This is a genomic window from Agromyces sp. GXQ0307, from assembly GCF_044769845.1.
Lineage (GTDB): Bacteria > Actinomycetota > Actinomycetes > Actinomycetales > Microbacteriaceae > Agromyces.
Map to the genome: position 1 here is coordinate 76,999 of NZ_JBIZVY010000001.1, position 25,809 is coordinate 102,807.

A 25,809-nucleotide genomic window follows, 5' to 3' on the forward strand; every position below is an offset into this window, starting at 1 on the left:
CACCGCCGCGCCGTCGCGGCAGTCCCCTGCGCAGGTTCCCTGCAGCGGTCACGGGTCAGCGCTTCCGTTCGGCGAGGGCGCTGATCAGCTGCGGCACCACGGTGAAGACGTCGCCGACCACGCCGAAGTCGGCGACCTCGAAGATCGGCGCATCCGGATCCTTGTTGACGGCGACGATGTTCTTGGCCGTCTGCATGCCCGCCTTGTGCTGGATCGCACCCGAGATGCCCAGGGCGACGTACAGCTGCGGTGAGACCGACACACCGGTCTGCCCGACCTGGTGGGTGGCCGGGATGTAGCCGGCGTCGACGGCCGCGCGCGACGCGCCGACCGCGGCGCCGAGTGCGTCGGCGAGTTCCTCGACGAGGGCGAACTTCTCGGCCGAGCCGAGGCCCCGGCCGCCGGAGACGACCCGCTTCGCCCCTCGCAGCTCGGGTCGACTCGACGTCTCGGTCACGGCCTCGACGGACTCGATGGTGGCCGCTGCGGCGCCCGAGGCAGTCACCTCGAGCGACTCGGCCACGACCGGTCGTGCGTCCGCTCGTGCGTCGACGGCACCCTGCCGCACGGTCACGACGAGCGGTCCGAAGGTGGCCGCCGACACGACGTTGAAGGCGCCCCCGTACACGGAGTGGTGGGCGAGGACGCCCTCGTCGTCGCGCGAGACGCCGACCGCGTCGGCCGCGATGGCGGCGCCCGTGCGAGCGGCGAACCGGCCCGCGACGTCGCGGCCGTCGATCGAGTTCGAGATCAGCACGGCCTCCGGCGCGATGAGCTTCGCGGCCGCGGCGAGCGCGTCCGCCTGCGGGATCGTGAGCTCGGACTGCGTCGACGTCGTCTCGACGGTGAGCACGCGCGCGGCCCCGAGCTCGGCCGCCTGCTCGGCGAGCGACTGCCCCTCGCCTGGTGCGGTGACGACGAGCGCCACGGGCGTGCCGATGCCGGAGGCTGCCGCGAGGAGGCCGGCGGCGCTCGTGGCGAGCGGCCCGCCCGGCGAGGCCTCGAGCACGACGAGGACGGAATCTGCTGCGTAGTCGGTCATGTCGTCGTCCTCTCAGACCAGGCGGTTCTCGATGAGGAACTCCGCGATCTTCGTGCCGCCGTCGCCCTCGTCGGTGATCTTGGTGCCCGCCGTGCGCGGCGGCTTCTCCGCGACGGCGGTCATGATCGACCAGGCGAGGGAGAGATCGTCGGCGTCGACACCGAGGTCGTCCGTGCTCAGCGTCTCGAACGGCTTCTTCTTCGCCGCTATGATGCCCTTGAAGTTCGGGAAACGCGGGTCCGGAAGCGCCTCGGTGATCGAGATGACGGCCGGCAGCGGCGCACGCACGCGCATGGTGCCGCCCTCCACGTCGCGGGTCCCCGACACCGAACCGTCGGCGATCTCGACCGACGTGAGGGCGGTCGCGTTCGGCACTTCGAGCAGTTCGGCGAGCATGGCGGGCAGCACACCGCCGCTGCCGTCGGTGGAGAGGTTGCCGGTGATGACGAGGTCGAACCCGGTGCGGCGGATCGCGGCGGCGAGGGTGCGGGCGGTGAGGCCGAGATCGGCGGCGGCGAGGGCCGGATCCGCGATGTGCACGGCTGAACCGGCGCCCATCGCCAACCCCTTGCGGATCGTCGTCGCGGCGCTCTCGGGCGCCATCGACATCACGACCACCTCGGTGCCGTCGTGCGCATCGGCGTGGGCGAGCGCGACCTCGAGCGCGCGCTCGCCGATCTCGTCGAGTACGGCCTCGCTCGCCGCGCGGTCGGCGAGGCCGGTCTCGAGGTCGAGCCTGCGTTCCCCCCACGTGTCGGGGACCTCCTTCACGAGGACGATGATCTTCATCGGGCCCGAGTCCTTTCGCTGTCGGCGAGCGGGGTCGCTCACCGGAATCCTGTCAGTCGAGTCGCGCCCGTCGCACGACCGCGTCGGCCTGCCGCAGCAGCGGCGCGTCGATCATCTGCCCGCGGAACGCGAACACGCCGTCGCGCTCGCGCACGGCGGCCTCGGCGAGCAACGCTCGCGCCCACTCGATCCGCTCCGGAGTCGGCGCGTACGCCGCCCTGACGACCTCGACCTGGCCCGGATGCACGCACGCCGTGGCGGCGAAGCCGAGCGCGGCCGCATCCTCGGCCTCCGCACGGAGGCCGTCCGCGTCGGCGAGGTCGAGGTGCACCGCGTCGATCGCCGCCACGCCGTGCGCGCCGGCCGCGAGCAGCACCTGGGACCTGGCGTGCCGCGCGACGTCTCGGTAGCGCCCGTCGGCGTGGCGACTGGAGCCGCCGCCGAGCGAGGCGACGAGGTCCTCCGCACCCCACATGAGTGCGGAGACGATCGGAACGGACGCGATGTCGGGCGCCGCGAGCACGCCGCGCGCCGTCTCGCACAGGGCGATGACGTCGAAGTCCTCGAGCGCCACGAGGTCGGCCGTCCCCTCGCACTTGGCGAGCATGACGGTGCGGTAGGAGGTGCGCCGCAAGGCGGCGAGGTCGTCGGCGAGGTGCGGTGTGGAGGCCGGGTTCACCCGCACGATGACCCGATCGGGATCGACCGGGTTCGCCACGAGCGACTCGCGCGCCGCGGACTTCGCAACCTCGGCCACGGCGTCCTCGAGGTCGAGGATCACCGCGTCGGCACGGTCTGCCGCCTTGGCGTAGCGGTCGGGCCGGTCGGCCGGGCAGAAGAGCAGCGCGGGACCGAACGGGAACGCCGGGCGCGTCATCCGCTCGCCTCCCCGTCGCCGCTCGCGTGCCGCTCGCCGGCCTCGCGCGTCCAGACGAGCATCGTGCGCGACGCCGTCGCGACGACGTCGCCGTCCTGGTTTCGGGCGGTGTGGCCGAGCACCACGATGCCCTCGCCGGGACGCGACGACGACAGCCGCTTCGACTCCACGACGCTCTCGCCGTAGAGGGTGTCGCCCACGAAGACGGGGTTCGGGAACGCGACGGCACCGAACCCGAGGTTCGCGACGAGCGTGCCCTGCGTGAGCTGCCCCACCGACTGGCCGACCAGGGTCGACAACGTGAAGAGCGAGTTCACGAGGACGCGGCCGAACGGCTGGCGCCCCGACCACGCGGCGTCGAGGTGCAGCGGCTGCGGGTTCATGGTGAGGGTCGTGAACAGGACGTTGTCGGCGTCGGTGACCGTGCGCCCCGGCCGGTGGAGGTAGCGCACGCCCTCCTCGAACTCCTCGAACCAGAGTCCGCGCTGCACGACCTCGCGCATCGCGTCTTCCGTCATGACGACCTCCTCCTCCCCGACGATCCGGGCGTCCTACGCCGCCAGCCCGAGCTCGCGGGCGATGACCATGAGCTGCACCTCGTTCGTGCCCTCGCCGATCTCGAGGATCTTCGAGTCACGGTAGTGCCTGGCCACGGTGGTCTCGTTCATGAAGCCCATTCCACCGAAGATCTGCGTCGCGTCGCGGGCGTTCAGCATCGCGGCGTCGCTCGAGACGAGCTTCGCGATCGCGGCCTCCTTCTTGAACGGCAGGCCCTGGTCGGCGCGCCGCGCGGCGTCGTGCCAGGCGAGGCGGGCCGTGTGCACGCGCGCCTGCATCCCGGCGATGGTGAACGCGATGTACTGGTGACTCGCGATGGGCACTCCGAAGACGTTGCGGGTCTTCGCGTACGTCATGGCCTCGTCGAGGCATCCCTGCGCCGCACCCGTCGCGAGCGCCGCGATCGCGATACGCCCCTCGTCGAGCGCGCGGAGGAAGTTCGCGAAGCCGCGGCCGCGTTCGCCGAGCAGGTTGCCGGCCGGCACGCGCACGTCGTCGAAGGTCAGCGGATGGGTGTCGGAGGCGCGCCATCCGGACTTGTCGTAGCCCGGCCCGACGGTGAATCCGGGCGTGCCGTTCGGCACGATGATCGTGGAGAGTTCCTTCGACACCGAGCCGTCGGGGCGGGTGCGCTCCCCCGTCACCGCGGTGACGGTGACGAACTTCGTGATCGGCGTGCCCGAGTTGGTGATGAACTGCTTCGAACCGTTGACGACCCACTCGTCACCGTCGAGCACGGCGGTCGTCCGGGTGGCCCCGGCGTCGGATCCGGCTTCGGGCTCGGTGAGGCCGAAGCCGGCGAGCGCGCGACCCGCGACGAGGTCGGGCAGGTACTCGGCCTTCTGCTCGTCGGTGCCGTGCCGGTAGATGGGCATCGCACCGAGGCCCACACCGGCCTCGAGCGTGATCGCGATCGACTGGTCGACGCGCGCGAGCGCCTCGATCGCGAGGCACAGCGCCATGTAGTCGCCGCCCTGGCCGCCGACCTCCTCCGGGAAGGGCAGGCCGAAGAGGCCGAGGTCGCCCATCTGCGCCACGACGTCCATGGAGAGCTCGTGCGTGCGGTCGGCCTCGTAGGCCTGCGGTGCCACGACGGTGTCGGCGAACTCGCAGACCATGTCGTAGAGCTGCTGTTCCTCGTCGGTCAGGTCGTGCATGACGTTCCTCATTCCTGGTGCGGTGCGGGTCGGGTCGGCGGCCTCGTGGGCGCCGCCCGGGGTCAGGGGGCGGATGCCGCGACGGCGGCTTCCGCGTCGGTTCCGGGTGCCGCGGGGCCGGCGTCGACGTCGGTCGACGGCTCGACGCTCGCGACGACCTGGTCGCGTGCGACCTGATCGCCGACGGCGACCCGGAGTCGCGCGACACCGGCGACGGTCGCGGTCACGCGGTGCTCCATCTTCATGGCCTCGATGGCGAGCACGGCCTGCCCGGCCTCGACGCGGTCGCCGTCGGTGACGAGCAACGTCGTGACGCTGCCCGGCATGGGTGCGCGGAGGTCGGGATCGGCGCTGCCGCCGCGCTCGAGCTGCGCGAGGCGCGCGTCGAGCGCCGCGCGACGGTCGGGACGCGGGAACGCGGCGGTGCGGCCGTCGAGGTGCACCCACACGGTGCCGTCGGCCGCGGTCGCCACCGTCGCGCGGTCGAGGTCGACAGAGCCCGGCGACGCCTCGCCCACCCCGGCGGTCGAATCGGGGGATCCCGATCCGATGCGCCAGCCGCGAGCGCTCCGCCAGGCGTGATCGCCGTGGGCGGCGACCCGAGCATCGCGTTCACGCGCCGCGCGAGCGACCCGCTCGAGTGGGTCGGTCGGGGAATCCGGCGCGCTCGGGCCTGCGTCGGCCGGGGCCTCCGCCGTCGCTCCGCCCGCCGTGCCCGACGCGGGCAGCCGGTCGATGAGCCCGGTGTCGAGATGGCCGGCTCGCACGTCGGGATGCGCGAGCAGCGTTCGGAGGAACGCGATGTTCGTCTCGACGCCGAGGAGCACGGTCTCGGCGAGCGCCGCGTCGAGCCGGTCGAGCGCCTCCGCGCGGTCGGCGCCGTGCGCGATGACCTTCGCGATCATGGGGTCGTAGTCGGCGGTGACGCGCTGCCCTTCGCGGATGCCGGCGTCGACGCGCACGCCGTCGCCTGCGGGTGCCCGCCAGGCGAGCACGTCGCCCGTCGACGGGAGGAACCCGCGCTCGGGACTCTCGGCGTAGACGCGCGCCTCGATCGCGTGGCCGGTGATCCGCACGTCGTCCTGCGCGATGGCGAGGGGCTCGCCCGCGGCGATGCGGAGCTGCTGCTCGACGAGGTCGACGCCCGTGACGAGCTCGGTGACCGGGTGCTCGACCTGGAGGCGGGTGTTCATCTCGATGAAGAAGAACTCGTCTGGCGCGGCATCCGACACCAGGAACTCGACGGTGCCCGCGCCGAGGTACTCCACACTGCGGGCCGCGTCGCACGCGGCGGCGCCGATGCGGGCGCGCGTCTCGGCGTCGAGCAGCGGCGAAGGCGCCTCCTCGACGACCTTCTGGTGGCGGCGCTGCAGCGAGCACTCGCGTTCGCCCAGGTGGATGACGGTGCCGTGCGCGTCGGCGAGCACCTGCACCTCGATGTGGCGCGGGCGTTCGACGAAGCGCTCGAGCAGGAGCGTGTCGTCGCCGAACGCCGCGCGGGCGACACGGCGCGCAGCGGGCAGTGCGTGCTCGAGCTCCGATTGGTCGCGCGCGACCTGCATGCCCTTGCCGCCGCCGCCGGCCGACGGCTTCACGAGGATCGGGAAGCCGACGAGGGGTGCCGCGTCGAGCAGTTCGTCGTCGGTGGCGTCGGGCTCGCTGACGCCGGGCACGACCGGCACTCCGGACGCCTCGACGTGTCGCTTCGCTCGGATCTTGTCGCCCATGACCTCGAGCGCGAGCTCGCCGGGGCCGACGAACACGATTCCCGCCTCGGCGCACGCGCGACCGAAGGCCGCGTTCTCCGAGAGGAACCCGTACCCGGGGTGGATCGCCTGCGCGCCCGTCTCGAGCGCAGCGCGCACGATGCGGGCGGGATCGAGGTAGCTCTCGGCGGCGGCAGCCGGTCCGATGCGGACGGCCTCGTCGGCGAGCGCGACGTGCGGCGCATCGACGTCGGCGTCGGAGTACACGGCGATCGCACGGATCCCGAGGCGCTTCAGGGTCCGGATGACCCGGACGGCGATCTCGCCGCGGTTGGCGACGAGGACACGTTCGAACATTCGCATCACATCCTGAACAGGCCGAAGCGGGGCTCGGGCAGCGGGGTCCGGCTGGCGAGCTCGAGGGCGAGGGCGAGCACGGTGCGGGTGTCGCCCGGGGCGATGACGCCGTCGTCCCACAGGCGCGACGTCGAGTGGTAGGGGCTGCCCTGGGCGTCGTACTGGGCGCGCACGGGCGCCTTGAACGCCTCCTCGTCGTCGGCCGACCATGCCTCGCCGCGCACGGCCAGCTGGTCGCGCTTGACCGTCGAGAGCACGGATGCCGCCTGCTCGCCGCCCATCACGGAGATGCGCGCGTTCGGCCACATCCAGAGGAACCGCGGCGAGTACGCGCGCCCGCACATCGAGTAGTTGCCGGCACCGAACGACCCGCCGATGACGACCGTGAACTTCGGCACCCGGGTCGTCGCCACGGCGGTGACCATCTTCGCGCCGTGCTTGGCGATGCCGCCGGCCTCGGCGTCGCGGCCCACCATGAAGCCCGAGATGTTCTGGAGGAAGACGAGCGGGATGCCGCGCTGGTCGCACAGCTCGATGAAGTGCGCGCCCTTCATGGCCGACTCGCTGAAGAGCACCCCGTTGTTCGCGACGATGCCGACGGGGTGGCCGTCGATCCAGGCGAAGCCCGTGACGAGCGTGTCGCCGTACTCCTTCTTGAACTCGTGGAACTCGCTGCCGTCGGCCAGGCGCGCGATGACCTCGCGCACGTCGTACGGCTGCTGCACGTCGACGGGAACGGCAGCCGTGAGGGTCGCCGGGTCGACGGCGGGCTGGCGTGGTTCGCGCACGGACCAGGCCCGTTCGGGCAGGGCGGGAAGGGTCGTGAGGATGTCGCGGACGAGTTCGAGCGCGTGCTCATCGTCCTCTGCGAGGTGGTCGGTGACGCCCGAGGTGCGGGCGTGCAGCTCGCCGCCGCCCAGTTCTTCGGGGGTCACGACCTCGCCGATCGCGGCCTTCACGAGCGGCGGACCGCCGAGGAAGATCGTGCCCTGGTCGCGGACGATGACGGTCTCGTCGCTCATCGCCGGCACGTAGGCGCCGCCCGCGGTGCAGGAGCCCATGACGGCGGCGATCTGCGGGATGCGCCGCGCGGAGAGGTTCGCCTGGTTGTAGAAGATGCGACCGAAGTGGTCGCGGTCGGGGAACACCTCGTCCTGCTTCGGCAGGAAGGCGCCACCCGAGTCGACGAGGTAGACGCAGGGCAGGCGGTTCTCGAGGGCGACCTCCTGCGCGCGGAGGTGCTTCTTCACGGTCATCGGGTAGTAGGTGCCGCCCTTGACCGTCGCGTCGTTGCAGACGACCATGACGGGCCGGCCGTGCACGAGCCCGACGCCGGCGATGACGCCGGCGGCGGGCGTGTCGTCGTCGTAGAGGTCGCCCGCGGCGAGCGGGGCGAGTTCGAGGAATGGGCTGCCCTCGTCGAGGAGCCGCTCGACGCGGTCGCGCGGCAGCAGCTTGCCGCGTGCGACGTGGCGGTCGCGGGATGCCTCCGGCCCGCCGAGTGCGGCGATGCGCAGCCTCTCGCGGAGTTCGTCGGTCAGCGCGGCGTGGGCGTCGGCGTTCGCGCGTGCGGCGTCGGACGCCGCATCGATCGCGCTCGTGATGGTGTGCATCCGCTCCCGTTCCGCCTCTCCGTCGTGGCGTGCGAGCGAGACATTCGGTGAACGCTCGCTAACCGGGATTGATGTTAGCGATCATTCACCGAGTTCCGCAAGCCGGCGCGTCATGCCGGCGCACCGAGCCCCCTGATCAGGTGCTCCAGCCCGTAGTCCCACGCGTCATCGACCGACCCGCCGAGGCGGAAGGCGCCCGCGAGCTCCATCGTCACGAATCCGTGCATCCAGGCCGTGATGGTGCGCGCCGACTCGAGCGCGCGCGCCTCCCCCGAGAGCCGCCTGGCCGCCTCGAGGATCGCCGCGCTCGCCCGCTCCATCGCGGACCCCCGCGCCCGCGCCGACTCGGGCAGCGGCCCGAAGATCAGGCCGTAGCCGTGCGGGTGCTCGGACGCGTAGCGGCGGGCGGATGCCGCGATCGCGCGCACCGCGTCGGCCGCGCCCGTCTCGGCGGCGAGCACCCGGTCCATCCGCTCGCCGATCTCGGACGCCACGTCCTCCGCGACGAGGCGGACGAGCGCATCGCGGTCGCGCAGATGCTTGTAGAGCGAGGGCGCGCGGACGCCGAGCTCGGCGGCGACCGCCTGCATCGTCAGTCCCTGCTGACCGTCGCGTTCGAGAACCGTGCGCGCGGCCGCGCGGAGCGCCTCGGGCGTGACCTTCGTGGGTGACGGCATGACCCCTCCTCTGTTGCCTATTGACATTAGCCATCATAGCTATGTATCATAGCCTTCATGCAACTCACACCAGGACTCCGGCGCGTCGGCAACGAGATCGTCGCGTCCTACCTCTTCATCGACGACCGCGGTGTCACCATCGTCGACGCCGGCCTCGCCGGTCACTACGGCGACCTGCTCGCCGAGCTCGCCGATGCCGGCCTCACGATCGACGACGTGCGGGCGATCATCCTGACGCACGGCGACACCGACCACCTCGGCTTCGCCGAGCGACTCCGGCGCGACCACGGCGTGCCCGTGTACGTGCACGCCGCCGACCTCGATCGGGCGAAGGGCGGCGACAAGCCCGCGACCTCGCTCGGACGCGGGGTGCGCCCCTGGCCGGTCGTGCGGTTCTTCGCCTACGCGCTCGGCAAGGGCGGTGCGAAGACCGAGTACCTCGCAGACGCCCGCACGCTCGAGGGCGGCGAACACCTCACTGATCTGCCCGGATCGCCCGAGATCATCCCGATGCCCGGCCACTCGCCGGGCAGCATCGCGGTGCGCTCCGCCGCGCTCGACGCGATCGCCGTCGGCGACGCGCTCACCACGCGCCACGTGCTCACGGGGCGGCGGGGCCCGCAGCCCGCACCGTTCACCGACGCGCCCGACACCGCGCTCGCCTCGCTCGACCGCCTCGCGGCGACGGATGCGTCGTGGGTCCTGCCGGGCCACGGCACACCATGGAACCGCGGGGCGTCCGAGGCGGTCCGACTCGTCCGGGAGGCCGCCGCCACAGCGGCACGCTGAGACCGGTCCCGCGCCGCCTGCTTGCCACCCGCGTGACGTTCGGTTAGTGTGCATTCACCGAATGCCCCGGGAGGTGCACCCTGACCGAGACGCTCACCGAGCGCGGTCGCGCGAAGGCCGACCGTCGCGCCGCGCTGCTCGCCGCGGCCGCACGGCTCTTCGCCGAGCGCGGGTACCCCGGGGTGACGCTCGAGGAGCTCGGCCAGGCCGCGGGCGTCTCGGGACCGGCGGTCTACCGGCACTTCCCCGGCAAGGCCGCGGTGCTCGCGGCGATCCTCGTCGACGCGAGCCAGGGCCTGCTCGACGGCGGCCACCGCACGGTCGAGGAGGTCGCCGCACCCGACGACGCGCTCCGCGCGCTCATCCGCTTCCACGTCGACTTCGCGCTCGCGAACGCCGACGTCATCCGCGTGCAGGACCGCGACCTCGACAGCCTCGGCGACGCCGACGCGCACGAGGTCCGGCGCCTGCAGCGCTCCTACGTCGAACTGTGGGTGGGCGTGCTCGCCCGCCTGAGGCCCGACCGGGCCGAATCCGAGTTGCGCATCCGGGCACACGCCGCCTTCGGACTGATCAACTCGACCCCCCACAGCGCCCGCATCCATGGGCGCCGACCCGCGGACAGAGTCGTCCGCAGCATCCTGGAGGACATGGCATGGTCGAGCCTCACGTCGTGACCCTGCGCGCGACCCGCGCTGGCGACCGCGACGAGCTGTTCCGCATCCAACTCGATCCCGAGGCCAATCGCATGGCCGCGTTCACGGCGAAGGACCCGACTGATCGCGCCGCCTACGACGCCCACTACGCGCGGTTCTCGGAACGGGAGGACTACGACGCCCGGACCGTGCGCTGCGACGGCCGGATCGTCGGCAGCGTCGCGCGCTGGATCGACGCCGAGACGGGCATGCCCGAGATCACCTACTGGATCGATCGCACGGAGTGGGGCCGCGGGATCGCCACGCGTGCCCTGCGCCTGTTCCTCGACACGCAGCCGAGACCGGTGCGTGCTCGCGCCGCGGCAGACAACGCGGCATCCGTGGCCGTGCTCGGCAAGCTGGGCTTTGTCGAGGTCGGCCGCGCCCGCGACTACGCCAACGCCCGCGGCGAGGAGATCGAGGAGATCGAGTTCGTCCTGCGATGAACGGGTGCCGCGGGCGCGGCGCGTGTCGACGTCAGCGGTTGCGGTAGAGCTCCATGAGCGGCGCGGGGATCCGGCCGCGGTCGGAGACCTGGTGCCCGTTCGAGCGCAGCCACTCGCGTGCGTCCTTCGTGTCGCCCCCGGCGGCGGATGCGCCGCGACGACGCGAGGTGCCGCCGCGCGCGGCGGTCTTGCGGGCCGCACCGATGTAGGGCGCGAGCGCCGACTCGAGCTTGTCGATGTTCGCCGCCGAGAGGTCGATCGAGTACTGGTCGCCGTCGAACGCGAACGACACGGTCCGGTCGGCGTCGCTGCCATCGAGATCGTCGATGAGCGTCTCGACCACTCGCTTTGCCATCTTGCACATCCGTTTCTGCGGTGAGTTCCGCGGGATCCTCTGGGAACGGGATATGCCGAGCATAAAGACGAATCAGTTGGAATTGCGCGCATTCCCGACGAATGTGGAGAATTCGTCGACGCGTGAGTCTTTCCGTAATTCGACGTAACCGCGCGCGCATCCCGTATTCGAGTCGTTCGCAATGCGGCCGGTGCACGGAATCGCCCGCCACCGCATCCGGCCCGACCGTGGAATCACCGTGCCGTCGCGCCGTGCTGGGCCGCGATCCCGCCGATCCGCCGAGCCAGCATGACATCCCTCGCCGTCACGGCGCCGACGTCGTGCGAGGCGAGGTCGAATTCGATGCGGCCCCATCCGAGGCGGACGTCCGGATGATGATTCATCGCATCCGCCTCGACCGCGACGGCATCGAGCAGGCGAACTGCGGCCGCGAAATCGCGGGTGCGGAATTCGCCGGTGAGGCGTTCTCCGTCGTGTCGGAATCCGGTGCCCGCGAGATCGGCGGAGACATCCTCACGGGAGAGCGGCGCGTGTTCGTCCATGCGGTACATGGTGCTCGTCCGCCCGTCGACCCGCCACCCGTGCCGGAAGACGGAGGAACTCCCGCCGCCCCCGGCGCGTCTCGCAGCGACGCGCCGGGCACGGCCCGGAGGTTCCTCCGTCCGTTCAGGCCATCGTGAGCGCGAGGCCCGGGTCGCGGAGGATCCGACCGACGTCGGCGAGGAAACGGGAACCCTGCTCGCCGTCCACCAGGCGGTGGTCGAACGAGAGCGAGAGCGTCATGACGTCGCGGAGCGCGATCTCACCGCGGTGCTCCCACGGCGTGCGGCGCACCGCCCCCATCGCGAGGATCGCCGCCTCCCCCGGGTTCAGGATCGGCGTTCCGGCGTCGATCCCGAACACCCCGATGTTCGTGATCGAGATCGTGCCGCCCGTGAGGTCGGCGGGCGCGGTACGCCCGGCGCGCGCCGTCTCGGCGAGCGCGGCGATCGCGTCGGCGAGTTCGATCAGCGTCATCCGCTCGGCGCCCGTGATGTTCGGCACGACGAGCCCGCGCTCGGTCGCTGCGGCGATCCCGAGGTTCACGTGGCCGAAGCGCACGATCTCCTGCGCGTCCTCGTCCCAGCGCGAGTTCACCTCTGGCGTGCGGCCGGCGGCGATGCAGAGCGCCTTGGCCACGACCGTGAGCGGCGTGACCTTGTGGCCGGCGTACGCGCGGTCGGCTCGGATGCCGGCGAGCAGTTCCATGGTCGCCGTCACGTCGACCGTGAGGAACTCGGTGACGTGCGGCGCGGTGAAGGCACTCCGGACCATCGCCGCCGCGGTGTGCTTGCGGACGCCCTTGATCGGGATGCGCGTCTCGGCGCGGTCGGCCTCGCGCGTCTCGGGTACCGCCTGCGACGTGGGTCGCGGCGGCGTGGCAGTGGTCGCGGATGCCGCGGCCTCGACGTCGGATCGCGTGATCAGCCCGCGTTCGCCGGTGCCGGAGACCTGTTCGAGGTCGACCCCGAGGTCGCGTGCGAGCTTGCGCACGGGCGGGGTCGATCGCGGCCGGTCGCCCCGGCCCGCTCCCTCGCCGTCGCGCCGCGGGTGCGTCGCCGTGTCGGGTTCGATGCGGTCGTGCTCGGGCGGTGCCGGGACGAGCTCCTCCCTGAGGGCGGCGCCGCCGAGTCGACGGGGCCGGCGCTTCGGTCCGCGATCGGCACCCGCACCGTAGCCGACGAGGGTGGGCTCGCGGGTCTCGACGGGCTCGACCGAGGCGGGAGCCGGAGCGCCCTGTGCGGAGTCGGGCGCCGCCGACGTCGCGGGCGCGCTCGCGGCATCCGTCTCTCCCGTGGTCGGCGCCGCGGGCGCATCGCCCGACCCGCCGGTGTCGCACGAGAACAGCTTCTCGCCGACGTTCACGGTTTCGCCCTCGGCCGCGTGCAGCGCGGTCACGGTGCCCTCGAACGGCGACGGCAGCTCGACGACGGCCTTGGCGGTCTCGACGTCGGCGATGATCTGGTTGAGCTCGACATGATCGCCGACCCGGACGCGCCAGGCGACGATCTCGGACTCGGTGAGCCCCTCGCCGAGATCGGGCAGTGCGAAGTCGCGGATGGTGCTCACGCGTCCACCTCCGAGAGCGAGTTCGGCCGTCCGAGGGCCCGGTCGACGCCGTCGAGGATGCGGTCGAGGTCGGGCAGGTGGTACTGCTCGAGCTTGGCCGGCGGGTACGGGATGTCGTGTCCGGTCACGCGGACGGGAGCGGCTTCGAGGTACTCGAAGCAGCGTTCGGTGATCGACGCCGCGATCTCGGCGCCCACTCCGCCCTGCTCTCCGGCCTCGTGCGCGACGACGAGCCGGCCGGTGCGCCGCACGGAGGCCTCGATCGTCGCGTAGTCGACCGGCGCGAGCGAGCGCAGGTCGATCACCTCGACCGAGACTCCGTCCTCGGCGGCGGCGGTCGCGGCATCCTTCGCGGTCTGCACGAGCGCGCCGTAGGTGACGAGCGTGACGTCGTCGCCGGCGGCGACGGTCGTCGCGACGCCCATGGGACGCGCGTCGGCGAGGTTCGCGTCGAGGTCGACCTCGCCCTTGACGTGGTAGCGACGCTTGGGCTCGAGGAAGATCACGGGGTCGTCGCTCGCGATCGCCTGCTGGATCATCACGTAGGCGTCGGCCGGATTCGAGCAGGCGATGACGCGCAGGCCCGCGGTGTGGGTGAAGTACGCCTCGGGCGACTCGGAGTGGTGCTCGGCCGCGCCGATGCCGCCGCCGAACGGGATGCGGACGACGATGGGCATTCGCACCGTTCCCCGCGAGCGGTAGTGGAGTTTGGCCACCTGCGCCACGATCTGGTCGAAGGCGGGGTACACGAACCCGTCGAACTGGATCTCGACCACCGGGCGGAACCCGCGGTAGGCGAGCCCGACGGCGGTGCCGACGATGCCCGCCTCCGACAGGGGCGTATCGACGACGCGGTGCTCGCCGAACTCGGCCTTGAGGCCGTCGGTGATGCGGAACACGCCGCCGAGGGTGCCGATGTCCTCGCCCATGAGGACGACCCGGTCGTCGTCCGCGAGCGCACGGCGGAGCCCCTCGTTGATGGCCTTGCCGAAGGTGATGGTCGTCATCGGGCGCCCTCCTCGTCGAACATCGCCAGGTACCGCGCGTAGCGCTCGCGCTGGCGCTCGAGGTGGCTGTTCGGCTCGGCGTAGACGTGGTCGAACACGCTCATGGGCTCCGGATCGGGGATCGCGGTGATCCCGGCGCGGAGCTCGGCGGCGGCGCGATCGGCGGCGGCCTTCGCGTCGACGTCGACGGCCTCCATGTCGGCGCCGGATGCCGCGAGGAACGCGTGCACCCGCGTGATCGGGTCAAGCTCGCGCCACTCGGCGAGGTCGTCGTCGGTGCGGTAGCGCTTGGGGTCGTCGGCCGTGGTGTGCGGGCCCATGCGGTAGGTGACGGCCTCGATGAACGCGGGCCCTTCGCCGCGGCGGGCGCGGTCGAGCGCCCAGCGGGTGACCGCGAGCACGGCGAGCACGTCGTTGCCGTCGACCCGGATGCCGGGCATGCCGAAGCCGTCGGCGCGACGCGCGAGCGGCTGCGCGGACTGCAGGCCGACGGGTTCGGAGATCGCCCAGCCGTTGTTCTGGCAGAAGAACACGACGGGCGCGTCGAAGCTCGAGGCGAACACGAGCGCCTCGCTCACGTCGCCCTCGCTCGTCGCACCGTCGCCGAAGTACGCGACCGAGGCGGCGTTCGAGCCATCCCATTTCGAGCCCATGGCCCAGCCGACGGCGTGCAGGGACTGCGCGCCGATGATGATGTTCGGGATCGCCATCCGCTTCTCGTACGGGTCCCAGCCGGATGCCGCGGCGCCGCGCCACACGCTGAGCAGTTCGTCGGGGCGGACCCCGCGCAGCCACGCGATCGCGTGCTCGCGGTAGCTGGAGAACACGAAGTCGTCGTCGTGCAGCGCGCGCGCCGAGCCGATCTGCGCGGCCTCCTGTCCGGCGAGCGGCGGCCACAACGCGAGTTCGCCCTGTCGCTGCAGCGCGGTGGCCTCGGCGTCGAGCCGGCGGACCACGACCATCTCGCGGTGCAGCTCGACCAGGGCGTCGATGTCGACGTCGGCGACCCACGGATCGAACTCGGGGTTCGCGTGGCGACGGCCGGTCGCGTCGAGGAGTCGGACGAGGTCGTCGGGGCGGGTGAGCAGCCCGGTCGCCTCTCGGTCGGAAGGGGTCATCGTCGAACCTCCGTGTCGGCTCGGCCGCGTCGTGGGCAGCCGGGCACCGGCGCCGATGCCGGGTACTCGCAGGGTACGACGATCTGGCATTCGGCTCAAGCAACGACGATCGCGTTGAGCATGTTGCATGGTAGGAGGCCCATTGCGGGTGCTAACGTGTGGCGGTATGACCGGCTACGACCCCGTCGACCGCGCCCTGCTCACGGCCCTCGCGGCCGACCCGAGGGCGACGGTCGTCGCCCTCGCCGAGCGATTGAGGATGAGTCGCAACACCGTGCAGGCGCGGATGGCGCGGCTGGAGGCATCGGGCGCCTTCCTCTCGTTCGAGCGGAGCATCGATCCGACCCCGCTCGGCTACCCGCTCGAGGCGTTCGTCGCGGTGCACGCGCGCCAGAAGGTGCTCTCGGAGGTGGTCGCCGCCCTGGCCGAGATCCCCGAGGTCATCCAGGCGCACGGACTCTCGGGGCCGATCGACCTGCTCGTGCGCGTCGTGTGCCGCGATGCGCACGACCTCTTCCGCATCGACGAGGAGATCCTCGCGATCGAGGGGGTGGAGCGCACCGAGACGTCGCTCGCCATGGGCGAGCTCATCCCGTATCGCGTGGGGCCGTTGCTCGAACGCTGAGGCGAGCGACGGCATCTCTGCAAAGAAACACTTGCAAAGGTTTCTTTGCAGAGATATCTTTGCATCATGGACGAGCAGACGAACGACGACCGCCGCGCGAACGACCCCGAATCCTGGCCGAGCAGCACCCGGCACCCGGGCATCGACCACGTGCTCTCGTCCGAGAGCCTGAAGAGTCTCGCGCACCCGCTTCGGGTGCAGATCTACGACGAGCTCTCGACCTACGGCCCGCTCACCGCGAGCGGCCTCGCCGAACGTCTGGGCGAATCGAGCGGCGCGACGAGCTACCACCTGCGCCAACTCGCGAAGGCGGGCCTCGTCCGGGAGGTCGAGGGTCGAGGACGGGGTCGCGAGCGCTGGTGGGAGCGGCGCCCCGGGTCCATCGCGATCCCCGACGCCCGCAGCCTGCCGCCCGGCAGCGCCGACCGGCTCGCGGTCAAGCTCGTGGAGGACGAGTGGTTCCGCTCGCGCGAGCAGAACTTCCGCGAGTTCCTGACGACGGGCGAAGAGGTGTTCGGCAGCGACTGGCTCGACATCGCGACCTCCGACACGATCAACCTGAAGCTCACGCCCGACCAGTTGCACGGTCTCGTGACCGAGATCGACGTCGTGCTGAAGACGTACATCGACGCGTACAAGACCACGCCGTCTCCCGGGTCGCGCCCCGTCCAGATCCACATCAACGCCTTCCCGCTCGTGCGCGGGCAGGCCACGGACATCGATGGAACGGAACGCACATGAACACGCTCACCCTCTCCCCCGCTCACGTGCCCGCATCCGGCGGGCTCGCCGACCTGGCCGTCCGCGTGGGCCTCGCGCTCGCGCGGTGGGGTCGACGCCGCACCATCCGGCGCACCGATCGCGAGCGGATGCTGCGATCCCTCGCCGAGGGATCCGCCGCGCGCGACGCTGAGGCGGAGAACGCCCGCCTCCACTCGGCGGCCCGCCTGATGCTCATGTGACCCGGGCCGAGCGACGCGCGCGACCCGCGCGCCGCTCGGTTTTGATCCTCGTGCCTCCCGTGTCAGGGTGTACTGCCCGAACCACCCCCGCGAAGGAGCACCATGGCACGCCGACGTCCCCTGCAGCTCGACGGCCGCCTCGCCGTCGTCACCGGAGCCGGGAGCGGCATGGGTCGGGCATCGGCCGAGCTGCTGGCGGCCCGGGGGTGCGCACTGGCGCTCGTCGATCGCGATTCGGCGGCCCTCGAGGAGCTCGCGGGCGTGCTGCGCGCCCGCGGTGCGTCCGTCAGCACCCACGTGACCGACCTCGCCGACCTCGACGCGGTGGCCGCGCTGCCCGGCGCCGTCGCCGGCGCGCACGACCGCGCCCCGAGCATCCTCCTCAACTGCGCGGGCGTGTCGATGCTCGGCAGCTTCGAGCAGGCGACGCTCGACGAGTTCCGCTGGGTCGTCGACATCAACCTCTGGGGCACCGTCGCGATGACGAAGGCGTTCCTTCCCGCCCTCACCGCGGCCGGCGACGCCCACATCGCCAACGTGTCGAGCCTGTACGGTCTCGCCGCGCCGGCCGGCCGGGTGCCGTACGTCACGTCGAAGTTCGCCGTGCGCGGGTTCACCGACGCACTCCGCCACGAGCTCGAGGCGACGGATGTCTCGGTCTCGGCGATCTACCCCGGCGGCGTGCAGACCGGCATCATCCACCACGCCCGCGTCGCCGCGGCCGTCGCGCCGGGCGCCGCGGCCCGCGCGGCCGACGCGCAGGCGGCCCTCTACCGCACGACGCCGACCCAGGCGGCCGAACGGATCGTGGACGGCATCGTGCGCCGTCGCCCGCGGGTCTTCATCGGCCGCGACTCGCGCCTCAGCGACCTCGTCACGCGCGTCGCACCCGTGGGCTACTGGAACGTCATGCGCGGCATCGTCGCGGCGGCCGCCGACACCCGCGCGTAATCACGCCGAGCACCGGCCGGGACGACGGATGCCCGCCCCGACGAATCGGGACGGGCATCCGGTGACGGTGCAGGCGCTTACGCCTCGGCGCCCTCTGCGGGGGCCTCGGCGTGCTCGCCGGTCGCGGCGCGGCCGTTGGTGTCGGCCTCCTCCGCGATGACGGGCGCGAGCGAGAGCTTGCCGCGGTCGTCGACCTTGGTGATCTCGACGAGGATCTTCTGGCCGACGCCCAGAACGTCTTCGACGTTCTCGACGCGCTTGCCGCCGGCGAGCTTGCGCACCTCGGAGATGTGCAGCAGGCCGTCCTTGCCGGGCAGCAGCGAGATGAACGCGCCGAAGGCGGCGATCTTCACGACCGTGCCGAGGAACTGCTCGCCGACCTCGGGGTTGGTCGGGTTGGCGATGGCGTTCACCGCGGCACGGGCGGCCTCGGCCGTGGGGCCGTCGGTCGCGCCGATGTAGACGGTGCCGTCCTCCTCGATCGAGATCTCGGCGCCCGTGTCGTCCTGGATGCCGTTGATCGTCTTGCCCTTGGGGCCGATGAGCTCGCCGATCTTGTCGACCGGGATCTGCACGCTGATGACGCGCGGCGCGGTGGGCGCCATCTCGTCGGGGCCGTCGATGGCGGCGTTCAGCACCTGCAGGATCGTGGTGCGCGCCTCCTTGGCCTGGGTCAGCGCGCCGGCGAGCACCGAGGCGGGGATGCCGTCGAGCTTCGTGTCGAGCTGGATCGCCGTGACGAACTCCGACGTGCCGGCGACCTTGAAGTCCATGTCGCCGAGCGCGTCCTCCGCGCCGAGGATGTCGGTGAGGGCCGCGTAGCGGGTCTCGCCGTCGACGGTGTCGGAGATGAGGCCCATCGCGATGCCCGCGACCGGCGCCTTGAGCGGCACGCCCGCGTTCAGCAGCGACAGCGTGGACGCGCAGACCGAGCCCATCGAGGTCGAGCCGTTCGAGCCGAGCGCCTCGGAGACCTGGCGGATGGCGTAGGGGAACTCCTCGCGGGTGGGCAGCACCGGCACGAGCGCACGCTCGGCGAGCGCGCCGTGGCCGATCTCGCGGCGCTTCGGCGACCCCACACGACCCGTCTCACCCGTCGAGTAGGGCGGGAAGTTGTAGTTGTGCATGTAGCGCTTCTTGGTGACCGGGCTCAGCGAGTCGATCTGCTGCTCCATCTTGAGCATGTTCAGCGTGGTGACGCCCATGATCTGGGTCTCGCCGCGCTGGAAAATGGCGGAGCCGTGCACGCGCGGGATGACCTGCACCTCGGCGTCGAGCGGGCGGATGTCGGCCAGGCCGCGGCCGTCGATACGGACGCCCTCGGCGAGGACGCGCGAGCGGACGACGTGCTTGGTGACCGACTTGTACGCCGCCGAGACCTCGGCGTTCGCCGACTCGGGGAGCTCGCCCGCCTCGACCTTGGCCGCGACGGCCTCCTTGACGCGCGCCTTGAGCGCGTCGTCGGCGTCCTGTCGCTCGACCTTGCCGGCGATCTGGTAGATGCCCTTGAGCTCCTCGAGCGCGAGCTCCTCGACGGCGGCCTTCGTCGCGTCCTGGTAGGGCGGGAAGGTCGGGTAGTCGGCGGTGGGCTTGGCGGCGGTCTTCGCGACCTCCTGCTGCGCCACGACGAGCTGCTTGATGAAGGGCTTCGAGGCCTCGATGCCCTGTGCGATGACGGTCTCGTCGGGCTTGACGGCGCCGGCCTGGACGAGGTTCCACGCGTTGTCGGTGGCCTCGGCCTCGATCATCATGATCGCGACGTCCTCGGAGCCGTCGGCCTCGGTCACGACGCGACCCGCGACGACCATGCTGAACACCGCGTCCTCGAGCTGCGAGTGCTTCGGGAACGCGACCCACTGGCCGTCGATGAGCGCGACGCGCACGCCGCCGATCGGGCCGGAGAAGGGCAGGCCGGACAGCTGCGTCGAGAGCGAGGCGCTGTTGATGGCGAGCACGTCGTAGAGCTCGTCGGGCTCGATCGCGAGGACGGTCACGACGACCTGCACCTCGTTGCGGAGACCGTCGACGAACGAGGGGCGCAGCGGCCGGTCGATGAGACGGCAGGTGAGGATCGCCTCGGTCGAGGGGCGGCCCTCGCGACGGAAGAACGAGCCGGGGATGCGGCCCGCGGCGTACATGCGCTCCTCGACGTCGATCGTGAGCGGGAAGAAGTCGAAGTGCTCCTTCGGCTGCTTCGACACCGACGTCGCGGAGAGCAGCATGGTCTCCTCGTCGATGTACGCGACCGCGGAGCCCTGCGCCTGCTGCGCGAGGCGACCGGTCTCGAACCGGATGGTGCGGGTGCCGAACCGACCGTTGTCGATGACGGTCTCGGCGAACGTGATTTCAGGACCTTCCAAGAGGTCTCTCTCCTTTGTTTCGGCTCGCGCGCCCGTGTGGCGCGCGAGGTGAACAAGGAGCAGGGAACAGGCAGATCTCAGCGCGTCGATGACCCGCCAGCGCTGGCCACCAGTAGAAGTCCACCAAGCTCTCACTTGGTAAGCCACCACAGGGGACCAGCTTCCTGCCGGCCTGCTCCGAAGCACCCATGGGAGGGTGCGAGCTCATGTTGAATTGAGCGGATGCCGCGCGGGCATCCTCGCCGAGCCTACCAGCCCGGCGTGTCGCGACCTAGCGGGCCGCGCGTCGGCGGGACGTGCGGATGCCGCCGGGTGACCCCGTCACGTGCGGATTCCGCGTCGCGCGCGCTCGTCGTTCCGGCCCGGGAGGTGCACGAGCGCGTCGTGCTTGGCCACGCGCCCGTCGCCCGCCGTGCGGCCGAGGAGTCGTCGGCCGGCCCAGGGCATCGCGTGCCGACGCAGCCACTCGGCGTTCGGCAGCGGCGGCGCATCGGGCTCGTCGGCGTCGCCGTGCAGCACGGCGTCGAGGCCCGCGAGGGCGGCGGCATCCGGCACCCCCAGCACGTCAGCCGCGGCGTAGGCGAGCGCGCGGTGGCCCGAGGAGTTGAGGTGCACGCGATCCTCGGCCCACACGCCGCGGGCCGTGAGTCCGCTGTGGGTCGAGGCGTCGAGGACCATCGCGCCGGCGTGTTCGGCGCGCTGGACGAGGCGGTCGGCGAACCGCTCGAACGCGAGCCGGACCGAGCCGAGCCGCGCGTGCGCGGGCAGGAGCGGCGTCACGACGAGCACGTCGCACCCGGACGCCGCCCTGAGCCCCTCGACGGCCTCGCCCACGCGATCGGCCAGTGCCTCGGCGCGGGCGCCGACACGGACGAGGTCGTTTCCGCCGATGAGCACCGTGACCAGGTCGGCCCGGAGCGCGACCGCGCGAGGCAGCTGGACGTCGATCACGTCGCCCACGCGCCGGCTGCGCACGGCCAGGTTCGCGTACCCGATGCCGTCACCCGTCTGCGCCAGCAGCATCGCGAGGCGGTCCGCCCACCCGCGATACTCCCCCGCGGCCATCCTCGACGAGTCGCAGAGCCCCTCGGTGACCGAGTCGCCGACGGCGACGAACCGACGCCAGGCCGAGCGCGGGGTGCGCGCCGACACGTCGCGCCGCGCCATCCGCTCGTCACGCTCGTCGACTGCCGCCCGCTGGTCCCGGCCCGTCGTGACCTCCGGTGCGACCGCCGGCCGGAGCCGTTCCGCGACGGATGTCGGGGCGCGGCTCGCTGCGCCACGACTCGCAGCACCACGCAGCTGCTGCGCGTACTCGTAGTGACCGAGCAGTTCGTCGCCGAGCGCCGACCAGCTCCGGCCCGCGACGCCCTCGCGTGCGGCGCGACCGAACGCCCGCCGCTTGGCGTCGTCGCCGGCGAGGTCGCGCACGCGTTCGACGAGCTCATCGAGGTCACCCGGCCGGTAGAGCCAACCGTCGCGGCTGGAGGTCACGAGGTCGAGCGGCCCGCCGCGACCCGTCGCCACGACCGGCACGCCGCTCGCGAGCGCCTCCTGGACGGTCTGGCAGAACGTCTCGCTCTCACCCGGATGGACGAAGACGTCGAGACTCGCCATGGCCTCGGCGAGCGCGTCGCCACCGAGGAAGCCGGTGAACGCCGCATCCGGCAGCAGGGCCTCGAGCGCCGACCGGGCGGGGCCGTCGCCGATCACGACCACGCGGACGCCGTCGACCCGGGACAGTGCGCGGAGGTCCTCGACCTGCTTCTCGGGTGCGAGACGGCCCACGTACCCGACGAGCACCTCGCCGTCGGCGGCGAAGCGACGGCGCCAGTCGGGCGTGCGGCGCCCGGGCCGGAACCGGTCGGTGTCGACCCCGCGGGCCCAGCGCCGCAGCCGTTCGACGCCGTACCCCTCGAGCTGCGAGATCGCCGCGGACGACGGCGCGAGCGTGAGGGTCGCACGCCGGTGCAGGCGGCCGACGTGGTTCGCCAGCGCGGGCGCGGCGCCCGGCACCCGGTAGCGCTCGGCGTACGCCGGGACATCCGTCTGGTAGACCGCGACGCTCGGCGCGCCGATGCGCTCGGCGGCGAGGACGCCCTGCCATCCCAGGACGAACGGCGACGCGAGGTGCACGACGTCGGGTGCGAAGTCGGCGAGCGACGCGGCGAGACGACGCGCGCCGGCGACGGTGACGCGGACCTCCGGGTAGCCGGGCATCGGTACGGAGCGGAGGAACTCGGCTCGCGCGCCGTGCAGTCCGTGGTCCACCGGTCCGGAACGAGGCGCGAGGACGAAGGCCTCGTGACCCTGCCGCTCGAGGTGGCCGAGCACCTGCAGCAGTGAGTGGGTGACGCCGTTCATGTGCGGGAGGAACGACTCGGCGAGCAGTGCGACTCTCACGCGGCCAGCATGGGGGCGCCCACGTGTGCGACACGAACCGGGACGCCGTCGTCCGCCGAAGGTTCACCGAGGCGACGGATGCCGTTCGCGCGCCGGACGCGAGCGGGTCAACCCCTCGCGGCGCCCGCCGGGCAGGCGCATGATGGGAGCCGGACGCATGCTCCGGTGCGTCCGGGATCGTTCGAGGGGGAACGCCATGTCATCGGTCGCACGGGTCACCACCATCACCGCCTTCTCCGAGACGAGCTTCGAGGACGCGGTCGCGGTCGGCATCGCCCGCTCCGTCGAGACGCTCCGAGGCGTCAAGGGCGCGTGGGTGAAGGAGCAGAAGGTCAAGGTCGAGGGCGGCAGCGTCGTCGAGTGGTCGGTCACGCTCGAGGTCACGTTCGTGCTCGACGACTGACCGGGCGCGGCGCACGACGCGAGCCGGAGAGGCCTGCGCCCCTCCGGCTCCGTGCTCGTCGGCCGCCTACTCCCCCGCGAGGCCGCCCAGCAGGTGGCCCATCGGGCGTTCGAGGGCGAACGGGTCGCTCATCAGCTCGCTGCGGTCGGTCCGCTCGACGAGGTCGGCGAACTCGGTCGCGCCGCGGAAGATCCGGTCGGGCAGCGAACGCACGCCGTCGCCGCTGCCGCCCCAGTCGCTCGTCGCGGCGAAGACGCCGGTCGTGACGGGGCGCGCGTGCAGGTAGGTGAACAGCGGGCGGATCGCGTAGTCGATCGCGAGCGAGTGGCGCGGCGTGCCGCCCGTGGCGCCGATGAGCACCGGCAGGTCGGTGAGCGCCTGCGGGTCGATCACGTCGATGAACGACTTGAACAGCCCCGCGTAGCTCGTCGTGAAGATCGGCGTGACGACGATGAGCCCGTCGGCCGAGGCGACCGCGTCGAGCGCGGCCTCGAGCTTCGGCGGTGCGAAGCCCATGAGCAGGTGGTTCGTGATGTCGTGCGCGAGGTCGCGCAGTTCGAACACCTTCGCCTCGACCTCGTGGCCGCGCTCCTGAAGGAGGTTCGCGCTGTCGGCGAGGAGCCGATCGGCGAGCTGCCGGCTCGAGCTCGGCGTCGAGAGTCCGGCGGAGATGACGACGATCTTCCTGGTGGTCATCGCGCACCCGCCGTCCGGGTCGCGGCCGGACCGAAGGCCGAGCCGGCCGATGCGCCGACGGCTCCGGCGCCGACCGGGGCGGTCGCGCCGTCCTGGTAGGGCGAGCCGAGGGTGAGGTTGTCGCCTCGGTTCGCGTTGGGCGTCGCCTGGCGCGGCTCGCCGTCGCCGTACGCCGCCTTGACGAGCGAGGCGTGGGTGGGCGCGTCGGGCACGTCGGCCGGGCGGTTCTTCGCGAACTCGCGACGGAGCACCGGGACGACCTCCTCGCCGAGGAGGTCGAGCTGCTCGAGCACGGTCTTCAGCGGCAGACCGGCGTGGTCGATGAGCCACAGCTGGCGCTGGTAGTCGCCGACGTAGTCGCGGAACCCGAGGGTGCGGTCGATGACCTCCTGCGGACTGCCGACCGTGAGCGGCGTCTGCTGCGTGAACTCCTCCATGCTCGGCCCGTGGCCGTACACGGGGGCGTTGTCGAAGTACGGACGGAACTCGTTCACGGCGTCCTGCGAGTTCCTGCGCATGAAGACCTGGCCGCCGAGTCCGACGATCGCCTGCGCGGCGGTGCCGTGGCCGTGGTGCTCGTAGCGCTGGCGGTACAGCGCGATCATGCGCTGGGTGTGGGTCGCCGGCCAGAAGATGTGGTTCGCGAAGAAGCCGTCGCCGTAGAACGCGGCCTGCTCGGCGACCTCGGGCGTGCGGATCGAGCCGTGCCAGACGAACGGCGGCACGCCGTCGAGCGGACGCGGGGTCGCGGTGAAGCCCTGCAGCGGCGTGCGGAACTTCCCCTCCCAGTCGACGACGTCCTCGCGCCAGAGGCGGTGCAGGAGCTCGTAGCTCTCGATCGCGATGGGCAGGCCCTGGCGGATGTCCTTGCCGAACCACGGGTACACCGGGCCGGTGTTGCCGCGGCCGAGCATGAGGTCGGCGCGACCGCCCGAGACGTGCTGGAGCATCGCGTAGTCCTCGGCGAGCTTCACGGGGTCGTTGGTGGTGATGAGCGTCGTGGCGGTCGAGAGCTGCAGGGTGCTCGTCCGGCCGGCGATGTACGCGAGCGTCGTGGTGGGCGAGGACGACCAGAACGGCGGGTTGTGGTGCTCGCCGAGCGCGAAGACGTCGAGACCGACCTCCTCGGCGTGCGTGGCGATGGTCAGCGTCGCCTGGATCCGCTCGGCCTCGCTCGGCGTACGGCCGGTCGTGGGGTCCTGCGTGATGTCGCTGACGGTGAAGATTCCGAACTGCATGTCGCCCTCCTGGGCTCCGTCTCTCGTTCCATGCTTTTGCATGCAGATGGGTGAACGGATGCCGCGGCGGAACTATTCCCGCCCGGTGTCGAGCACCCCGAGGACGGCTCCGGCCGCCTCGGCGAGCGCCACGCCGTACCCGCGACCGTGCCCGGCGGCGTGCACGGCGAGTGGATGCAGCTGGTGGAGGGGAACGCGCTCGCGCCATCCGTCGCGGAGCGGCGCGGCCTCGTCGTACGACGCGAGGATCACCTCGAGGAACGGGCACCCGAAGAGGGCGAGCATCGCGAGATCGGTCTCGGGGTGGCCGCCGTGCGCGGCCGGGTCGATCAGCACGACGCCGTCGGCCGACCACAGCACGTTGCCGTTCCAGAGGTCGCCGTGCAGGCGGGCGGGCGGCTCCTCGTCGTCGAACGCGCCGGCAGCGATCGCCGCGCACGCACGCTCGACGAGGGCCGCCTCGTCGGCGGTGAGGTTGCCGGCATCCACCGCGATCGGCACGAACGGCCGCACGCGGTCGCGCGCGTAGAACGCGCCCCAGGACGACTCGGCGGCAGCGGGCATCTCGCGCCGGCCGATGTAGAGGGGCCCGTGCCAACCGTCCGGCGGAGCGCCGAACGCCGCGGCGCCTGCGGCGTGCGTTCGTGCGAGCGCGGCGCCGAACGCCACCGCGGCGTCACGGGTCGGACGAGCCTCCGCGATGCGTTCGAGCTCGATCCGGCCGGGTGAGACCCCGGCGACGGCGACGACCCGCACCCCGCCGGCCGCTGCGAGCCACCCCAGGCCCGCCGCCTCGGCCTCGAAGAACCCGTCGGGGGCGTCGTCCCGTCGCTTCACGATGGTCTGCATCCGACCAGTCTCACGCAGCCTCGCCCA

26 protein-coding genes are annotated in these 25,809 nt (G+C 72.1%); 8 read left to right on the forward strand and 18 right to left on the reverse strand.

From position 1 onward, the window contains the following. Positions 1 to 55: 55 nt before the first annotated feature. From ACIQH8_RS00375 to ACIQH8_RS00410, 8 genes are all read right to left on the reverse strand, one after another. Positions 56 to 1,042 (reverse strand): electron transfer flavoprotein subunit alpha/FixB family protein, encoded by a 987-nt coding sequence (locus ACIQH8_RS00375; RefSeq protein WP_400993409.1) that lies wholly within the window; start codon positions 1,040 to 1,042, stop codon positions 56 to 58. A gap of 12 nt (positions 1,043 to 1,054) precedes the next feature. Continuing rightward, entirely contained in the window at positions 1,055 to 1,831 is a 777-nt protein-coding gene (locus ACIQH8_RS00380; protein WP_400993411.1) for an electron transfer flavoprotein subunit beta/FixA family protein, read from the reverse strand. Positions 1,832 to 1,883: 52 nt separating this feature from the next. Continuing rightward, positions 1,884 to 2,708: an HpcH/HpaI aldolase/citrate lyase family protein gene (locus tag ACIQH8_RS00385; RefSeq protein WP_400993413.1), complete on the reverse strand. Its 825-nt coding sequence runs from the start codon at positions 2,706 to 2,708 to the stop codon at positions 1,884 to 1,886. After that, positions 2,705 to 3,226: a MaoC family dehydratase gene (locus ACIQH8_RS00390; protein ID WP_400993416.1), complete on the reverse strand. Its 522-nt coding sequence runs from the start codon at positions 3,224 to 3,226 to the stop codon at positions 2,705 to 2,707. The genes ACIQH8_RS00385 and ACIQH8_RS00390 overlap by 4 nt, the downstream gene beginning before the upstream one ends. Positions 3,227 to 3,259: 33 nt before the next feature. After that, positions 3,260 to 4,423, reverse strand: a complete 1,164-nt coding sequence (locus ACIQH8_RS00395) for an acyl-CoA dehydrogenase family protein (RefSeq protein WP_400993418.1) — start codon at positions 4,421 to 4,423, stop codon at positions 3,260 to 3,262. Between the two features lie 62 nt (positions 4,424 to 4,485). Beyond that, positions 4,486 to 6,492 (reverse strand): acetyl/propionyl/methylcrotonyl-CoA carboxylase subunit alpha, encoded by a 2,007-nt coding sequence (locus tag ACIQH8_RS00400; RefSeq protein WP_400993421.1) that lies wholly within the window; start codon positions 6,490 to 6,492, stop codon positions 4,486 to 4,488. Then, positions 6,492 to 8,099, reverse strand: coding sequence for a carboxyl transferase domain-containing protein (locus ACIQH8_RS00405; RefSeq protein WP_400993424.1), 1,608 nt, complete (start codon positions 8,097 to 8,099; stop codon positions 6,492 to 6,494). The genes ACIQH8_RS00400 and ACIQH8_RS00405 overlap by 1 nt, the downstream gene beginning before the upstream one ends. Before the next feature lie 110 nt (positions 8,100 to 8,209). Beyond that, the gene (locus ACIQH8_RS00410; RefSeq protein ID WP_400993426.1) at positions 8,210 to 8,776 is read right to left on the reverse strand and encodes a TetR/AcrR family transcriptional regulator; all 567 of its coding nucleotides are present in this window, start codon (positions 8,774 to 8,776) and stop codon (positions 8,210 to 8,212) included. A 57-nt stretch (positions 8,777 to 8,833) separates the two neighbouring features. Here ACIQH8_RS00410 and ACIQH8_RS00415 point away from each other — a divergent pair, with 57 nt between their 5' ends. From ACIQH8_RS00415 to ACIQH8_RS00425, 3 genes are all read left to right on the forward strand, one after another. Further along, on the forward strand, positions 8,834 to 9,565 hold the full coding sequence (locus ACIQH8_RS00415; RefSeq protein WP_400993428.1) for an MBL fold metallo-hydrolase: 732 nt from the start codon (positions 8,834 to 8,836) through the stop codon (positions 9,563 to 9,565). Between the two features lie 80 nt (positions 9,566 to 9,645). Next, positions 9,646 to 10,242: a TetR/AcrR family transcriptional regulator gene (locus ACIQH8_RS00420; RefSeq protein ID WP_400995644.1), complete on the forward strand. Its 597-nt coding sequence runs from the start codon at positions 9,646 to 9,648 to the stop codon at positions 10,240 to 10,242. Next, entirely contained in the window at positions 10,221 to 10,706 is a 486-nt protein-coding gene (locus ACIQH8_RS00425; RefSeq protein WP_400993430.1) for a GNAT family N-acetyltransferase, read from the forward strand. The genes ACIQH8_RS00420 and ACIQH8_RS00425 overlap by 22 nt, the downstream gene beginning before the upstream one ends. Positions 10,707 to 10,737: 31 nt before the next feature. Here ACIQH8_RS00425 and ACIQH8_RS00430 read toward each other — a convergent pair whose 3' ends face one another. The 5 genes from ACIQH8_RS00430 to pdhA all read right to left on the reverse strand — a co-directional run bounded on the left by ACIQH8_RS00430 (position 10,738) and on the right by pdhA (position 15,295). Next, positions 10,738 to 11,061 (reverse strand): Lsr2 family protein, encoded by a 324-nt coding sequence (locus ACIQH8_RS00430; RefSeq protein WP_400993432.1) that lies wholly within the window; start codon positions 11,059 to 11,061, stop codon positions 10,738 to 10,740. Positions 11,062 to 11,294: 233 nt separating this feature from the next. Then, on the reverse strand, positions 11,295 to 11,603 hold the full coding sequence (locus ACIQH8_RS00435) for a 4a-hydroxytetrahydrobiopterin dehydratase (protein ID WP_400993434.1): 309 nt from the start codon (positions 11,601 to 11,603) through the stop codon (positions 11,295 to 11,297). 124 nt (positions 11,604 to 11,727) lie between these two features. Continuing rightward, on the reverse strand, positions 11,728 to 13,170 hold the full coding sequence (locus ACIQH8_RS00440; RefSeq protein WP_400993436.1) for a dihydrolipoamide acetyltransferase family protein: 1,443 nt from the start codon (positions 13,168 to 13,170) through the stop codon (positions 11,728 to 11,730). After that, entirely contained in the window at positions 13,167 to 14,177 is a 1,011-nt protein-coding gene (locus ACIQH8_RS00445; RefSeq protein WP_400993439.1) for an alpha-ketoacid dehydrogenase subunit beta, read from the reverse strand. Before ACIQH8_RS00445 ends, ACIQH8_RS00440 begins: the two co-directional genes overlap by 4 nt. After that, positions 14,174 to 15,295 carry a pyruvate dehydrogenase (acetyl-transferring) E1 component subunit alpha gene (pdhA, locus tag ACIQH8_RS00450; protein WP_400993441.1) on the reverse strand — a complete coding sequence of 374 codons (1,122 nt, stop codon included), beginning with the start codon at positions 15,293 to 15,295 and terminating at the stop codon, positions 14,174 to 14,176. Before pdhA ends, ACIQH8_RS00445 begins: the two co-directional genes overlap by 4 nt. Before the next feature lie 166 nt (positions 15,296 to 15,461). On the opposite strand from pdhA, the gene ACIQH8_RS00455 reads away from it, so the two are divergent. The 4 genes from ACIQH8_RS00455 to ACIQH8_RS00470 all read left to right on the forward strand — a co-directional run bounded on the left by ACIQH8_RS00455 (position 15,462) and on the right by ACIQH8_RS00470 (position 17,833). Then, complete coding sequence (locus ACIQH8_RS00455) at positions 15,462 to 15,920, forward strand: Lrp/AsnC family transcriptional regulator (protein ID WP_400993444.1); 459 nt, start codon at positions 15,462 to 15,464, stop codon at positions 15,918 to 15,920. 66 nt (positions 15,921 to 15,986) lie between these two features. Further along, a complete protein-coding gene (locus tag ACIQH8_RS00460; RefSeq protein ID WP_400993447.1) occupies positions 15,987 to 16,661 on the forward strand; it encodes an ArsR/SmtB family transcription factor in 675 nt (224 codons plus the stop codon). After that, positions 16,658 to 16,882 (forward strand): hypothetical protein, encoded by a 225-nt coding sequence (locus ACIQH8_RS00465; protein ID WP_400993449.1) that lies wholly within the window; start codon positions 16,658 to 16,660, stop codon positions 16,880 to 16,882. The genes ACIQH8_RS00460 and ACIQH8_RS00465 overlap by 4 nt, the downstream gene beginning before the upstream one ends. A 102-nt stretch (positions 16,883 to 16,984) precedes the next feature. Next, positions 16,985 to 17,833, forward strand: a complete 849-nt coding sequence (locus tag ACIQH8_RS00470) for an SDR family NAD(P)-dependent oxidoreductase (protein WP_400993452.1) — start codon at positions 16,985 to 16,987, stop codon at positions 17,831 to 17,833. A gap of 77 nt (positions 17,834 to 17,910) precedes the next feature. Here ACIQH8_RS00470 and ACIQH8_RS00475 read toward each other — a convergent pair whose 3' ends face one another. Continuing rightward, complete coding sequence (locus ACIQH8_RS00475; RefSeq protein WP_400993454.1) at positions 17,911 to 20,193, reverse strand: polyribonucleotide nucleotidyltransferase; 2,283 nt, start codon at positions 20,191 to 20,193, stop codon at positions 17,911 to 17,913. Positions 20,194 to 20,514: 321 nt separating this feature from the next. Further along, positions 20,515 to 22,596: a glycosyltransferase gene (locus tag ACIQH8_RS00480; protein ID WP_400993456.1), complete on the reverse strand. Its 2,082-nt coding sequence runs from the start codon at positions 22,594 to 22,596 to the stop codon at positions 20,515 to 20,517. Between the two features lie 196 nt (positions 22,597 to 22,792). Here ACIQH8_RS00480 and ACIQH8_RS00485 point away from each other — a divergent pair, with 196 nt between their 5' ends. Further along, complete coding sequence (locus tag ACIQH8_RS00485) at positions 22,793 to 22,999, forward strand: dodecin family protein (protein ID WP_155051744.1); 207 nt, start codon at positions 22,793 to 22,795, stop codon at positions 22,997 to 22,999. Positions 23,000 to 23,065: 66 nt separating this feature from the next. On the opposite strand, the gene ACIQH8_RS00490 is transcribed toward ACIQH8_RS00485, so the two are convergent. From ACIQH8_RS00490 to ACIQH8_RS00500, 3 genes are all read right to left on the reverse strand, one after another. Then, the gene (locus tag ACIQH8_RS00490; RefSeq protein ID WP_400993458.1) at positions 23,066 to 23,695 is read right to left on the reverse strand and encodes an FMN reductase; all 630 of its coding nucleotides are present in this window, start codon (positions 23,693 to 23,695) and stop codon (positions 23,066 to 23,068) included. Beyond that, positions 23,692 to 24,933, reverse strand: coding sequence for an LLM class flavin-dependent oxidoreductase (locus ACIQH8_RS00495; protein ID WP_400993460.1), 1,242 nt, complete (start codon positions 24,931 to 24,933; stop codon positions 23,692 to 23,694). Before ACIQH8_RS00495 ends, ACIQH8_RS00490 begins: the two co-directional genes overlap by 4 nt. Before the next feature lie 72 nt (positions 24,934 to 25,005). After that, positions 25,006 to 25,800 (reverse strand): fructosamine kinase family protein, encoded by a 795-nt coding sequence (locus tag ACIQH8_RS00500; RefSeq protein ID WP_400995647.1) that lies wholly within the window; start codon positions 25,798 to 25,800, stop codon positions 25,006 to 25,008. Positions 25,801 to 25,809 lie beyond the last annotated feature (9 nt).

What these genes read in the sequence shown, in the direction of transcription:
- ACIQH8_RS00415 (WP_400993428.1), top strand. Translation starts at nt 8,834, where the DNA reads ATGCAACTCACACCAGGACTCCGGCGCGTCGGCAACGAGATCGTCGCG.
- ACIQH8_RS00375 (WP_400993409.1), bottom strand. Translation starts at nt 1,042, where the DNA reads ATGACCGACTACGCAGCAGATTCCGTCCTCGTCGTGCTCGAGGCCTCG.
- ACIQH8_RS00470 (WP_400993452.1), top strand. Translation starts at nt 16,985, where the DNA reads ATGGCACGCCGACGTCCCCTGCAGCTCGACGGCCGCCTCGCCGTCGTC.
- ACIQH8_RS00405 (WP_400993424.1), bottom strand. Translation starts at nt 8,099, where the DNA reads ATGCACACCATCACGAGCGCGATCGATGCGGCGTCCGACGCCGCACGC.
- ACIQH8_RS00495 (WP_400993460.1), bottom strand. Translation starts at nt 24,933, where the DNA reads ATGCAGTTCGGAATCTTCACCGTCAGCGACATCACGCAGGACCCCACG.
- ACIQH8_RS00410 (WP_400993426.1), bottom strand. Translation starts at nt 8,776, where the DNA reads ATGCCGTCACCCACGAAGGTCACGCCCGAGGCGCTCCGCGCGGCCGCG.
- ACIQH8_RS00435 (WP_400993434.1), bottom strand. Translation starts at nt 11,603, where the DNA reads ATGGACGAACACGCGCCGCTCTCCCGTGAGGATGTCTCCGCCGATCTC.
- ACIQH8_RS00395 (WP_400993418.1), bottom strand. Translation starts at nt 4,423, where the DNA reads ATGCACGACCTGACCGACGAGGAACAGCAGCTCTACGACATGGTCTGC.
- ACIQH8_RS00485 (WP_155051744.1), top strand. Translation starts at nt 22,793, where the DNA reads ATGTCATCGGTCGCACGGGTCACCACCATCACCGCCTTCTCCGAGACG.
- pdhA (WP_400993441.1), bottom strand. Translation starts at nt 15,295, where the DNA reads ATGACCCCTTCCGACCGAGAGGCGACCGGGCTGCTCACCCGCCCCGAC.
- ACIQH8_RS00380 (WP_400993411.1), bottom strand. Translation starts at nt 1,831, where the DNA reads ATGAAGATCATCGTCCTCGTGAAGGAGGTCCCCGACACGTGGGGGGAA.
- ACIQH8_RS00445 (WP_400993439.1), bottom strand. Translation starts at nt 14,177, where the DNA reads ATGACGACCATCACCTTCGGCAAGGCCATCAACGAGGGGCTCCGCCGT.
- ACIQH8_RS00460 (WP_400993447.1), top strand. Translation starts at nt 15,987, where the DNA reads ATGGACGAGCAGACGAACGACGACCGCCGCGCGAACGACCCCGAATCC.
- ACIQH8_RS00430 (WP_400993432.1), bottom strand. Translation starts at nt 11,061, where the DNA reads ATGGCAAAGCGAGTGGTCGAGACGCTCATCGACGATCTCGATGGCAGC.
- ACIQH8_RS00490 (WP_400993458.1), bottom strand. Translation starts at nt 23,695, where the DNA reads ATGACCACCAGGAAGATCGTCGTCATCTCCGCCGGACTCTCGACGCCG.
- ACIQH8_RS00455 (WP_400993444.1), top strand. Translation starts at nt 15,462, where the DNA reads ATGACCGGCTACGACCCCGTCGACCGCGCCCTGCTCACGGCCCTCGCG.
- ACIQH8_RS00385 (WP_400993413.1), bottom strand. Translation starts at nt 2,708, where the DNA reads ATGACGCGCCCGGCGTTCCCGTTCGGTCCCGCGCTGCTCTTCTGCCCG.
- ACIQH8_RS00400 (WP_400993421.1), bottom strand. Translation starts at nt 6,492, where the DNA reads ATGCGAATGTTCGAACGTGTCCTCGTCGCCAACCGCGGCGAGATCGCC.
- ACIQH8_RS00425 (WP_400993430.1), top strand. Translation starts at nt 10,221, where the DNA reads ATGGTCGAGCCTCACGTCGTGACCCTGCGCGCGACCCGCGCTGGCGAC.
- ACIQH8_RS00390 (WP_400993416.1), bottom strand. Translation starts at nt 3,226, where the DNA reads ATGACGGAAGACGCGATGCGCGAGGTCGTGCAGCGCGGACTCTGGTTC.
- ACIQH8_RS00465 (WP_400993449.1), top strand. Translation starts at nt 16,658, where the DNA reads ATGAACACGCTCACCCTCTCCCCCGCTCACGTGCCCGCATCCGGCGGG.